At 69.0% G+C, this 11,781-nt stretch carries 10 protein-coding genes and 1 riboswitch; of the genes, 1 reads left to right on the forward strand and 9 read right to left on the reverse strand.

All coding sequences use genetic code 11. The annotated features are described in order from the left end of the window. Positions 1 to 15 precede the first annotated feature (15 nt). Both ACFWBQ_RS00380 and ACFWBQ_RS00385 read right to left on the reverse strand, forming a co-directional pair. Positions 16 to 843, reverse strand: coding sequence for an SGNH/GDSL hydrolase family protein (locus ACFWBQ_RS00380; RefSeq protein ID WP_385482255.1), 828 nt, complete (start codon positions 841 to 843; stop codon positions 16 to 18). A gap of 169 nt (positions 844 to 1,012) precedes the next feature. After that, positions 1,013 to 1,939: a peptidoglycan DD-metalloendopeptidase family protein gene (locus ACFWBQ_RS00385; protein WP_385482257.1), complete on the reverse strand. Its 927-nt coding sequence runs from the start codon at positions 1,937 to 1,939 to the stop codon at positions 1,013 to 1,015. A 4-nt stretch (positions 1,940 to 1,943) separates the two neighbouring features. Continuing rightward, a riboswitch (cyclic di-AMP (ydaO/yuaA leader) is annotated at positions 1,944 to 2,102 on the reverse strand. A 419-nt stretch (positions 2,103 to 2,521) separates the two neighbouring features. Between ACFWBQ_RS00385 and ACFWBQ_RS00390 the strand changes: the two genes are divergently transcribed. Then, the gene (locus ACFWBQ_RS00390; RefSeq protein WP_385482260.1) at positions 2,522 to 3,334 is read left to right on the forward strand and encodes a tyrosine-protein phosphatase; all 813 of its coding nucleotides are present in this window, start codon (positions 2,522 to 2,524) and stop codon (positions 3,332 to 3,334) included. A 9-nt stretch (positions 3,335 to 3,343) separates the two neighbouring features. Here ACFWBQ_RS00390 and ACFWBQ_RS00395 read toward each other — a convergent pair whose 3' ends face one another. The 7 genes from ACFWBQ_RS00395 to shc form a co-directional block, all read right to left on the reverse strand. Beyond that, the gene (locus ACFWBQ_RS00395; RefSeq protein WP_385482263.1) at positions 3,344 to 3,517 is read right to left on the reverse strand and encodes a DUF6126 family protein; all 174 of its coding nucleotides are present in this window, start codon (positions 3,515 to 3,517) and stop codon (positions 3,344 to 3,346) included. A 71-nt stretch (positions 3,518 to 3,588) separates the two neighbouring features. Next, entirely contained in the window at positions 3,589 to 4,293 is a 705-nt protein-coding gene (locus ACFWBQ_RS00400) for a helix-turn-helix domain-containing protein (RefSeq protein ID WP_385482265.1), read from the reverse strand. A 63-nt stretch (positions 4,294 to 4,356) separates the two neighbouring features. Continuing rightward, entirely contained in the window at positions 4,357 to 5,754 is a 1,398-nt protein-coding gene (locus tag ACFWBQ_RS00405; protein WP_385482267.1) for an aspartate aminotransferase family protein, read from the reverse strand. Further along, on the reverse strand, positions 5,751 to 7,655 hold the full coding sequence (gene dxs, locus ACFWBQ_RS00410) for a 1-deoxy-D-xylulose-5-phosphate synthase (protein WP_385482270.1): 1,905 nt from the start codon (positions 7,653 to 7,655) through the stop codon (positions 5,751 to 5,753). The genes ACFWBQ_RS00405 and dxs overlap by 4 nt, the downstream gene beginning before the upstream one ends. A gap of 312 nt (positions 7,656 to 7,967) precedes the next feature. Then, a complete protein-coding gene (gene hpnH / locus ACFWBQ_RS00415; RefSeq protein ID WP_385482273.1) occupies positions 7,968 to 8,987 on the reverse strand; it encodes an adenosyl-hopene transferase HpnH in 1,020 nt (339 codons plus the stop codon). A gap of 6 nt (positions 8,988 to 8,993) precedes the next feature. Further along, the gene (locus ACFWBQ_RS00420) at positions 8,994 to 9,647 is read right to left on the reverse strand and encodes a 1-hydroxy-2-methyl-2-butenyl 4-diphosphate reductase (RefSeq protein WP_385482276.1); all 654 of its coding nucleotides are present in this window, start codon (positions 9,645 to 9,647) and stop codon (positions 8,994 to 8,996) included. Beyond that, positions 9,647 to 11,659 carry a squalene--hopene cyclase gene (gene shc / locus ACFWBQ_RS00425; protein WP_385482279.1) on the reverse strand — a complete coding sequence of 671 codons (2,013 nt, stop codon included), beginning with the start codon at positions 11,657 to 11,659 and terminating at the stop codon, positions 9,647 to 9,649. The genes ACFWBQ_RS00420 and shc overlap by 1 nt, the downstream gene beginning before the upstream one ends. Positions 11,660 to 11,781 lie beyond the last annotated feature (122 nt).

Below are 11,781 nucleotides of genomic sequence, written 5' to 3' on the forward strand. Positions count from 1 at the left end.
TGCACCCGGAGGTACTCAGAGCGGGAGCAGGTCGGGGCGTTTGGCCTCGACGTGGTCGCCGGAGGATTCACCGCGCAGGCGTCGCCCGATCCACGGGACGAGATACTCGCGGGCCCACTGGATGTCGTCGCGGCGCACCTCGAGCGCACCTCGCTGTGCCTGCGGAGGCCACACCTGGTCGGGGTCGGCCGGCACATCGAGGCCGAGGACCTGGGCGGCACGGAGCGCGACCCGGGTGTGTCCCTCTGCCGAAAGGTGCAGCCGGTCGTTGTCCCAGGCACGCCTGTCCTGCACGGAGCGGAGCGACCACAGGTCCAGGACCGGACAGTCGTAGCGGTCGGCGATGGACCGTACGTGGGCGGTGTATGTGGCGATCTTGCCCCGAAGGTGCCGGAGCACGGGAACACCACGGGTGTCGAAGCCGGTGGTGATCATGACGGTGCCGACCGACCGGGTCAGGTCGGCGACCGCGCGCTCGAAACGTTCGGCCACGTCGTCCGGGTCGGTGCCGGGCCGGATGATGTCGTTGCCGCCCGCGCAGAAGCTCACCAGATCCGGTGCAAGCTCCTTGGCGCGGGGGACCTGTTCCTCGACTATCTGGTCGAGGAGGCGTCCGCGTACGGCGAGATTGGCGTACCGGAAGTTCCCGTGCGGGTCGTCCGCGGGGCCGGCCGCTGCATCGGGGACAAGGAGCTGGTCCGCCAGGATGACCGCGAACCGGTCCGCCCAGCCGAGGAGCGTCCCGTCGGGGCCGGGGTCTCCGACTCCCTCGGTGAAGCTGTCGCCAATCGCTGCGTACGACCCGATGGTGCCTCGTTGTCTGTTTCTCGAATCGTCTGCCACAAGCGCACATCCTGCACCTTCGAATGTGACTTACGCGACCGTAATAAGGGGTTGACGGGTGGTGAGAAAGACCACCCGGTCAGGTTTTGGTAAAGCCGGAATAAGCAGAGGGGCGGTGCGCCGCCGCGCACCGCCCCTCTCGAGCTGACTACCGAGCCGTCCGACTGCGTCAGATGGAGACGCCGTGCGAGCGCAGGTAGGCGATCGGGTCGACGTCCGAGCCGTAGCTCGGGCCGGTGCGGACCTCGAAGTGGAGGTGCGGGCCGGTGGAGTTGCCGGTGGAGCCGGAGAGGCCGATCTGCTGGCCGCCGGTGACGGTCTGGCCTGCCGAGACGCCGAGCGACGACAGGTGGGCGTACTGGGAGTACATGCCGTCGTCGTGCTTGATGACGATCTCGTTGCCGTACGCACCGCTCGAGCCCGCGGAGACCACGGTGCCCGGACCGATCGACCGGACGCTGGTGCCGGAGGCGGCCTGGAAGTCGGAGCCGGTGTGGTAGCCGCTGGACCAGCTGGAGCCGGCGACGCGGTACTGGGTGGAGACACTGGCGTTGGCCACCGGAGTGGTGTAGCCGGAGCTGTTGCTCTCCGAAGCGCCGGTGGAGTCAGCGGTGTTGGCGGCCGTCGACGTCTTCTCGGCCGGAGCGGAGGCCTTCGGGGCCGGCTCCGCCTTCGAGGGGGCAGCCTTGGAGGGGGCGGACTCCGTGGCGGAGCCGGTTGCCTTGACCCCGAGGGTCAGCTTCATACCCGGGAAGATCAGGCTCGGGTTGCCGCCGACGACCTCTCGGTTGTCCTTGTACAGCTTCTCCCAGCCGCCCTTGACCTTCTGGTCGGCTGCGATCTTCGCGAGATAGTCGCCGGAGACCACGGAGTAGGTCTTGGGGGCGCTCTGCTTCTTGGCCACGGAGGCGGCCGGCGCGTTGTGCGCCGCAGCGGCGGCCGCGGGCTTGGCGGCAGGCGCGGACTGCTCCGCGGCGTGGGCACCGGTGGCGCCGAGCAGCGGCAGGGCGAGGACGGCGCCGCCGGTCCCTGCGGCGAGGACGCCGCGGGCGATCGGGTTGGCCTTCGTACGACGGTGCTTACCCTTTGCGGGCATGGGGAATTCCTCTCCGGCGCCTGCGAGGTGAGCTGTCGGGTTCGGACTGGAGATGCCCGGCCGCGCTGGACGCGACTTAACCCCGAGCCGTTCCGGATCCCTCCGGTCGGCGGCTTACCTGGTTCCCCCGCTCCTGCCACACGTGAGTCGGTGCGGATTCCGGGCGGCGGCAGGATTAGGCGTTCCGTCCGGATTGCGGTGACCGTAAGCGAGTCGGGACGCCGGGAACAAGCCATCGATTGCGTTCCGGAATGAGCGCTTCAATTCCGGTTCCGAATTCCGGTCACACTCCGTGGATTACGGATCTTGGCTTTCCGCGCGGCGTATGGATTACCTCTCGGCAGTTTCGCCACACACCGTCACGGATATGATCCCGCTCACCTGCCGCCTCCCATCTCCGGTGCAAGCGGGGCATGTTCCGCTAAATGCACCAATACGGACATGTCATGCCCGCCACCCCGCAGGCACCCCGACCGGAAAGCATCGGAGGCCGAGACGATTGCCTGATGAATCCATGTCGTATCGTCGCGGGCGTGCCCCCGTCGGCGAGCGGCGCCGGCGCCAGACACTCCAGGAGTCCTTGTGACGCAGCAGCTGCCAGAGGTTCCGTCGACAGACGCCGAGCTGACCGGTGTCCGCAACTTCCGCGACGTGGGCGGTCTCCCGACCACGGACGGCGGCAGGGTGCGGTACGGGCGCCTCTACCGCAGCGGTCATCTGGCGCACGCCACCGAGGCGGACACCGCGTTCCTGGCCGGCCTCGGCCTGCACACGGTCTTCGACTTCCGCAACGCCGCCGACCACAAGCTCGACGGCCGCGACGTGGAACTGCCCGGGGTCCGGAATGTCAGCATTCCGCTCTCCGACCCGGCCGACGGCGCCGAGTTCTGGCGACTGGTACGCGACGGCAATATCCAGCAGTTGCGATCGATCCTCGCCGACGGCAAGGGGACGGTCCGCATGATCGCGTCGTACCGGTCGATCATCACGGACCGCACCGCGGAGCACAGCAGGGTGCTGCACGCGCTGGCCGAGGACAGCGTGCCGGCGCTGATGCACTGCGCGGCGGGCAAGGACCGGGCGGGCCTGTCGATCGCGGTCTCGCTGCTGGCCGTCGGCGTGGAGAAGGAGGCCGTCGAGGCCGACTACCTCAAGTCCAACGACGCACATCGCCGCTACAAGGTGCGGCGCAGCGACACGTCGTCGGCGGGGATGTCGGACGAGGTGATGGAGCTCCTCAACCCGCTCTTCGGCGCGCATTCCGAGTACCTCGCAGCCGCCTTCACCGCGATCGAGGAGACCTGGGGCGGTACGGACCGCTATCTCAGCGAGGGGCTGAAGCTCGCACCCGAAACCCGCGAGCGACTGCGCGAGCGCCTCGTCGAGGAGGCGTAGCGCAGGCGGTCAGCCCTTGCCCGCCACGGTGAACAGAAGAAAGAGGAAGGCCGCGACGACGTGGCCGGCCACCAGGTAGGCGAAGAGCCGGATGACCACGCCACGGGGCATCTTCCGCTCCTGCGTGTCCTGGTTCTTCTGCAGACGCGGAGTGAGCGGGTCGTAGTGCTCCGAATCGGACATGACAGTCCTCTCTTTCGACCGCTCGGGCCGAGGTAGCCGGTGTGCGGCAGGGATAAGCGGGGCGTGCGGGGTCAGCGGAGGTGCGTCCCGCCGCCCAGGCACAGCTCCGCCGAGGGGCTCTGCAGCAGGGTGTGGACGAAGAGCAGCTCGGCTCCCCCACGGTCGGGTGCCGCGATCCGGTGCGGGGTGAGCGAGTCGAAGTGCGCGCCGTCCCCCGGACCGAGGTCGTGCACGGTCTCCCCCAGGCTCAGCCGCAGCCGCCCGTCCAGGACGTACAGCCACTCCTCGCCCGGATGGACGCGCACGAGATCACCCTGGACCCCGTAGGGAACCCGGACACGCAGTGCCTGCATCGCCCGGCCGGAGCCACCGGCCTGCTGGTACATCCAGCCGTCGGCCTCGGCGCCCCCCGAGGTGCCCCCCGAAGCGCCCCTCGGGGTGCCCCCCAGGACGGCGCCCGAAGCGCCCCCCGAGGCCGCGCCCGGCGTGCCACCTGAAGCGCCGGCGAACGGGCCGCCGCGGATGATCGCGTCACGTTCGGGAGGCATCTCGCCGAGGAGCTCGGAAACCGTCGTACCGTAGATGCGGGCGAGCCCGAGGAGCATGGGCAGCGAAGGCTGCCTGGCGCCCGTCTCGAGCCGGGAGAGGTGGGCCGGCGAGAGATCAGCCCGCCGAGCGGCGGTCTCCAGGGTGAGACCCCGATTGCGGCGCAGGTCGCGCAGCCGCGACGCCATTCCGGGCAGCTCGTCGGCCACCCCTCCGTCAGGAGGATTCATGGTTCCATTGAGCCAGGACCTTTCCTCGGAGGCAAATTTCTTGCCTCCGAGGCAAACTGCTTCTCAGCGGTTGGCGACGGCCTGCTTCACGAGCGTCCTGCCGAAGTCCCACATCAGCCCGCCCCCGCTGTGCGCGTCGTCCATGACGGCCGTGAAGGCGGCCACAAAGCGGTCCACCTCGGGCTCGCCGATGACCAGCGGCGGAATCAGCTTGATCACTTCCAGATGGTCGCCGGAGACCTGCGTCAGAATCCGGTGCTTCTGCAGCAGGGGCACGACCACCATCTGAGCGAAGAGACCCTTCCGGGCCGCCTGCAGCATGGTCCAGCGGCTGCGGAGTTTCAGTGACGACGGCCGGCCGAACTCGATTCCGATCATCAGCCCGCGTCCGCGCACCTCGTGGAGCAGCTCATAGCGGCCGACGAGCGCGGCGAGCCGCTCACGCAGCAGATCACCCGTGCGGCGGGCATGCGCGACGGTCTCCTCGTCCTCCATGACCGCGAGGACCGCGAGGCCCGCCGCCATGGCCTGGGCATTGGAGCCGAAGCTCGCCGAGTGCACGAGCACCCGGTCCATGGAGGAGTAGACGCGTTTGAAGATCCAGTCCTTGCCGAGCGTCGCACCGACCGGGACGTAGCCGCCGGAGAGCGCCTTGGCCACGCAGACGAGATCGGGTTCGACGCCCTCCTCGTGCTGGTACGCGTAGAAGTCGCCGGTCCTGCCCAGACCGGTCTGCACCTCGTCGGCAATGAGCACCGCCTTGTGCCGGTGCAGCAGTTCCTGCGCGGACCGCAGGAATCCCGGCGGCGAGGCGTGCACCCCCTTGCCCTGGATCGGCTCCACCACCAGGCCGGCCACGTCCCCACGCTTGAGCTCGCGGCGCAGGGCATCCAGATCGCCGAGGGCGATCGCCGTATCGGGAAGCAGCGGCGCGAAGCCCTCCCGGAACCCCTCCTCACCGTTGACCGAGAGCGAACCGGTCGTCAGGCCGTGAAAGGCGTGGGTGCAGTAGAGGATCCGGGGCCTACCGGTGGCGTACCGAGCGAATTTCAGCGCGGTCTCGACCGCCTCGGTCCCGCTGTTGCCGAAGAACACCCGGTCCAGATGAGGGCTGTGCGCCAGGAGTCTCTCGGCCAGCAGACCGGGCAGTGGCTGGCAGTCGAACCGGGTGAGGTCGGCGAGCGAGGCATCCAGAACGTCGTGCAGGGCCTTGCGTACGACGGGATGGTGCCTGCCGAGCCCCATCACCCCGAAACCGGCGAGCATGTCGAGGTAGTCGTTGCCCTCCGCGTCCCAGAAGTACGCGCCTTCGGCCCGCTCGTAGACCTTGTCGAAACCGATGGTGCGGAGCATGCGCGGCAGCTGATGGTTGAGATACCTGGTATGCAGCTCGTAGCGTTCGGCGCCGCGTTCCGCGAGGAGCTGCGCCAGATCGAAGCCCTTGGGCCCGTCGTCCTTCATGCCCTGTCCTCCCTCGGCATCACATGCCCGGCCCCTGGCTTCCGGCCGGCCAGCGCCGCACCGATCCGCCCTGCGATCTCCACGGGGGTGAGCCCGATATCGGCCAGCACCTCACCGCGCTTGGCGTGGGCGAGGAACTGCTCCGGGATGCCGAACGTCCGCAGCGGTACGTCGGTCCCCGCATCCCGCAGTGCCTGCCCGACGGCCGAACCGACGCCGCCCGTCCGGCTGTTGTCCTCGACCACGGCGACCAACCGGTGCTGCCCGGCGAGTGCGGGCAACTGTTCGTCGACCGGTTTGACCCAGCGCGGATCAACGACCGTGCAGCGGATTCCGGCTCCGGCGAGCAGATCGGCGGTCTGCAGACAGACCTGGGCCAGCGCACCGACCGCCACCACCAGTACGTCGGGGTCCTCGGCCCGGTGCAGGACGTCCATACCGCCGATCCGGCCGACGGCCCCGACCGGCTCCCCCACCGACTCCTTCGGGAACCGGATCACGGTCGGCGCGTCATCCACGTCGACGGCCTCGCGCAGTTCCTCGCGCAGCCGGTCGGCATCGCGCGGGGCCGCGATCCGCAGGCCGGGAACGACCTGCAGCAGGGACATGTCCCACATGCCGTTGTGCGAGGGCCCGTCGACGCCGGTCACACCCGCCCGGTCGAGCACGAAGGTCACCCCGCACCGGTGCAGGGCGACATCCATCAGCACCTGGTCGAAGGCCCTGTTGAGGAAGGTGGCGTAGACGGCGACAACCGGGTGCAGGCCACCGGTGGCCAGTCCCGCCGCGGAAACGGCCGCGTGCTGCTCGGCGATCCCGACGTCCCAGACCCGGTCGGGGAACTCCTCGGCGAAGCGGGCCAGCCCGACGGGGTGCAGCATCGCCGCAGTGATGGCGACCACATCCGGACGTTCGGCTCCGATCTGCGCGATCTCGTCACCGAACACCGAGGTCCAGGAAGGCGCCGCCGGCACCACGAGCGGCTCGCAGGTCAGCGGGTCCATCGCACCGACCGTGTGGAAGCGGTCGGCGTCATCGGCCAGCGCGGGCGGGTAGCCGCGGCCCTTCTCGGTGATGCAGTGGACCAGCACCGGACCGTGGAAGCGCTTCGCCCGGTTCAGGGCGGACTCGACCGCCGCGGTGTCGTGTCCGTCGACCGGGCCGACGTACTTGAGTCCCAGGTCCTCGAACATGCCCTGCGGGGCGAAGGTGTCCTTGAACCCCTTCTTCGCGCCGTGCAGCGACCCGTACAGCGGCTGTCCGATGACCGGCGTCTGCTGGAGCACGCTCTTGCCCCAGGCCAGGAAACGCTCGTACCCGTCGGTGGTACGGAGAGTGGCGAGGTGGTCGGCGAGGCCGCCGATGGTCGGGGCGTACGAGCGTTCGTTGTCGTTCACCACGATGATCAGCGGGCGGTTCCTGGCGGCGGCGATGTTGTTGAGCGCCTCCCAGGCCATGCCGCCCGTGAGCGCCCCGTCGCCGACGACCGCTACGACATGGTGGGGGCGGCCCAGCACCTCGTTGGCCTTGGCGAGCCCGTCGGCCCAGCCAAGCACGGTGGAGGCGTGGGAGTTCTCGATGACATCGTGCGCGGACTCCTCTCGGGAGGGGTAGCCGGACAGGCCGCCCTTGCTCCGCAGCGCGGAGAAGTCCTGACGCCCGGTCAGGAGCTTGTGCACGTAACTCTGGTGCCCGGTGTCCCACAGGATGCGGTCGACAGGTGAGTCGAAGGCCCGGTGCAGGGCGATGGAGAGCTCGACCACCCCCAGGTTGGGCCCCAGATGGCCGCCCGTTCTCGTGACGGCCCCTACCAGGAACGTCCTGATGTCAGCGGCGAGTTCGTCGAGCTCCGGTCCGCCCAGGTCCTTGAGATCCTGCGGCCCCTTGATGGATTCCAGCATCGTCGTGCTCGGCCCCCTCTCTGGTCCTGTTTCGGCTCACTGTCACGGCCGGAGCCCCTGAGGGAACTCCTGCCTCACGCGCCTCGCCGGGACTGTTCACTACACGTCACCGCGAGCCGCAGCGGAACCTCCATGCCCCTCCGGTCCCGCACACCCGGCATCGAACGCCGCGAACACGTACGTGGGCTGGAGATGAATATCCGCGATCACCACCGGCCCGGCCCGGATGCGCCGCGAAGGCGGCGCACCGCGAGCGGCCGGGCCGGCAGCTCGGGGAGACCCAGTTCGACTGGCCCTCCAGCGGTCATGACGTCATCGGTTCCCGCCGACGGTCTCCCGCATCGCACGCAGGGATTCCTTCAGCGACCCCATCGTGGCGAGAACGGCGGTGGGTTCGTAGCCGCAGTGCGCCATGCAGTTGGCGCATCGCGGGTCCTTGCCCCGGCCGTACTTGTCCCAGTCGGTGTCCTCGATGAGTTCCCGGTACGTCGGCACATACCCGTCGCTCATCAGATAGCAGGGCCGCTGCCATCCGAAGAGCGAGTAGTTGGGAATGGCCCAGGCCGTGCACGGGAAGTCCGCCTTGCCCTCCAGGAAGTCCAGGAAGAGCGGCGAGTGGTTCAGCCTCCAGCGGCTCCGGTTGCCACCCGCGAAGGACTTCTTGAAGAGCTCGCGGGTCTGTTCGACGCCCAGAAAGTGCTCCTGGTCGGGCGCCTTCTCATAGGCGTAGGCGGGCGAGATCATCATCTCGTCGACCTTCAGTTCGTCATTGAGGTAGTTGAGGACCTCGATGACGGTCTGAGGGGTGTCGGTGTTGAAGAAGGTGGAGTTGGTGGTGACCCGGAATCCGCGCCGCTTGGCTTCCTTCATCGCCGCCACCGCCTCGTCGAACACGCCTTCCTTGGCGACCGACTCGTCGTGCCGCTCTCGCAGTCCGTCGATGTGCACGGCGAAGGCGAAGTACGGCGACGGCGTGAACTTCTCGAGCTTCTTACGCATCAGCATGGCGTTGGTGCAGAGGAAGACGTACTTCTTCTTCGCCACCAACTGACGCACGATCTCGTCGATCTGAGGGTGCATCAGCGGCTCGCCACCGGCGATGGACACCATCGGGGCACCTGATTCGAGCACCGCCCCGACCGCCTGGGCGACGGGCATCCGCTGCTTGAGCACCCCGGCCGGGTGCTGGATCTTGCCACAGCCCTCGCATGCCAGATTGCAGGCGAACAAGGGCTCCAGCTCGACAATCAGCGGAAATTTGTCCCGCTTGCGGATCTTCTGTTCGATGAGATACGTCGCAACCTTGATGGACTGACGGAGCGGCATGGCCATCTGGGCTCACCTCCTGGGGAGCAGCAAAGATCGGTGCCATTCGTGGAAAGCCGGCAGGACAGCACGAAGAACGCGGAAAGCTGATATTCCACCGCGCACTGTGCCAATGCGGACGAGCTCATGCTCTGGAGCGTCCACGACCACCCGTACGGCCGCAACCGGGCGTGGCCCGTTCCGTACAGCGGTGCGGAGTGTGGCGGCGGATTCCATGTCCACCGCGAGGGCGCCGGTCGCCCGCAGGGCGGCGCGCTCCGGTCCCCGGACGACATGGCCGGAGCCGGTCAGCGGGCCGGTGTGGACCTTGCGTCCCGGCACCGCCCTGGCCAGCGCATCGATCAGCAGACCGGTGCCCGTGCAGGGCGTCGCGCCACCGGAGTCCCTGGTCTCCTCGGCCACCACGAGGTCCCCGGGGTGCATGCCGGGCGCCAGGCCGGCACAGAAGCCGGAGGCGATGACCGCGGCGCTTCCGGCTCCGTCCCGGCCCAGCGCACGCATGACGGCGCTCTCGGCGGCCCTGGGGCCCATTCCGGTCCTGATGACGGTCACCGGGCCGGCACCACCGCCGGCCCGGCCGCTGCGCAGGGCGAGGTGCTCGATGCCCAGTGCGCAGGCGATCAGCAACGGCGTGACCGTGGCGGGCGGCCCCTGGGCATCACCCATCAGGCCTCCTTACCGGTATCGGTGCTACGGGTGGTGCCGTTCACGAACGGGTCTCCGTACACGTACCGCCCGAGTGCGGTGAGGGGGAAGACCTGCCGGTAGAGGTGGTAGTTGATGGAGAAGTCCCAGGGGAAACCGGTCCCGGTGAAGTACGGCTCGTCCCACGAGCCGTCCGCCTGCTGGGTCTCGGCCAGCCAGGTGATGCCGCGCTCCACGGCCCTGCCGTCGCGCTCCCCGGCGGCGAGGAGTGCGAGGAGCGCCCAGGCCGTCTGGGAGGCGGTGGACGCACCGTGGCCGATCCACTTCTCCTCCTGGTAGGAGCGCAGATCCTCGCCCCAGCCGCCGTCGTCGTTCTGGACGGACTCCAGCCACCCGACGGACCGGCGGACCGATGGATGGGCGGCCGGCAGCCCGGCGGCGACGAGCGCGGGCACCACGGACCCGGTCCCGTAGATGTAGTTGACGCCCCACCGGCCGAACCACGCCCCGCTCGCCTCCTGTTCGGCGAGCAGCCACTCGATACCGCGGCGGGTACGGGGATGGTCGGAGCGGCCCTCGATGGCGAGCATCTCCACCACGTGTCCGGTGACATCGGCGGACGGCGGGTCGATGACCTCACCGAAGTCGCAGAACGGCAGCCGGTTCGGGAAGGGGCTTGTGTTGTCCGCGTCGAAGGCGCCCCAGGCTCCGTTGCGGGACTGCATGCCGAGGCTCCAGCGCACCCCGCGCTCGATGGCGCCCTCGAGCCTGGCGGGGTCCGGGTGGCGGACACGGCGTAGCGCCAGAACGACCTCGGCGGTGTCGTCGATGTCGGGGTAGTTGTCGTTGTGGAACTCGAACGCCCATCCACCCGGGGCGAGTTCGGGTTTGCGTACGGACCAGTCGCCGGGTCGTACGATCTCCTCGCCGAGCATCCAGTCGGCGGCCTTCACGAGCGCCGGGTGGTCGGGAGGCAACCCGGCGTCGGCGAGCGCGATGGTGGCGAGACAGGTGTCCCAGACCGGGGACTGGCAGGCCTCGATCATGCGGGCGCCGTCCTCGCGCCACACGGTGAACCGGTCGAGCGAGGCCAGCCCGGCCCTCATCACCGGGTGATCGAGGTCGTAGCCCAGCAGATGCAGGGCGATGACGGAGTACACGGCGGGCGGCTGGATGCCGCCCCAGCAGCCGTCGTTCTCCTGGCGCTCGATGATCCAGCGGGCCGCGGCGTTCATGGCGATGCGGCGCAGTCCGCGCGGGGCGACCTTGTGGTAGGCGTGCAGCGCCTTGTCGAGCCGTTGGAAGACACCGTCCCAACTGGCCACCGACGCCATGCGGCCCGGCCGGTTCGGACGCGCCGGGTCGGTGTGCAGCTCGTCGAGGGCGAACGGGGCCGGACGTACCGGACGCTTCGCGGAGACGATGGTGAGCGGGACGATGGTCTGGCGGGCCCAGCAGCCGAAATCGTAGATGTTGAGCGGGACCCACTTCGGGAAGAACATCAGCTCGGGCGGGAGCTCCGGAAGGTCGTCCCACTTCCACCAGCCGAAGAGAGCCAGCCAGATCCGGGTGAAGACCCGGGCTGCCGCGATTCCGCCCTGGTCCCGGACGAAGCGTGCCGCCCGGATCATGTGCGGGTCGTCGGGCCGGTCTCCGGCGAGCCTGAGTGCGACATACCCCTCGATGGTGGCCGAGAGGTCGCTGGGTCCGCCGTGGAACGTGGCCCAGGTACCGTCGCCGAGCTGTTCGCCGCGGATGAAGCGGGCTGCCGCCTGCACCGTGGCCGGGTCCTGGATCCCCAGGAACTGACGGAGCAGCAGGTCCTCGGCGTCCATCGTGACGTTGGTGGCGAGGTCCCCCTTCCACCAGCCCTGCTCGTCCTGCCTGCCGAGGAGGTGCTCCACCGAGCGTTCCGCGGCCCGCCGCGCGGCGGCGAGAGCGTCGTCCGCGGCGGTGGTTGTTTCGGTCGGTTCGCTGGCCGAGGCTGCGCGGAGGTTCGCGGCCCCGGTGCTTCCGTCGGTCGTCGCTGTCATGGCTTCCCCTTCGTGCAGTTGGTCCTCTGCTGTGCTGGGGTCTCCGTCGGCGGGCGCCCTGTTCGGGCGCCCCCCCGCGCAAGACAGAAAAAATATGATTTTTGTAAAAAAAATAAGAAAAA

The sequence above is a fragment of the Streptomyces sp. NPDC060035 genome, from assembly GCF_042736635.1.
Classification (GTDB): domain Bacteria; phylum Actinomycetota; class Actinomycetes; order Streptomycetales; family Streptomycetaceae; genus Streptomyces.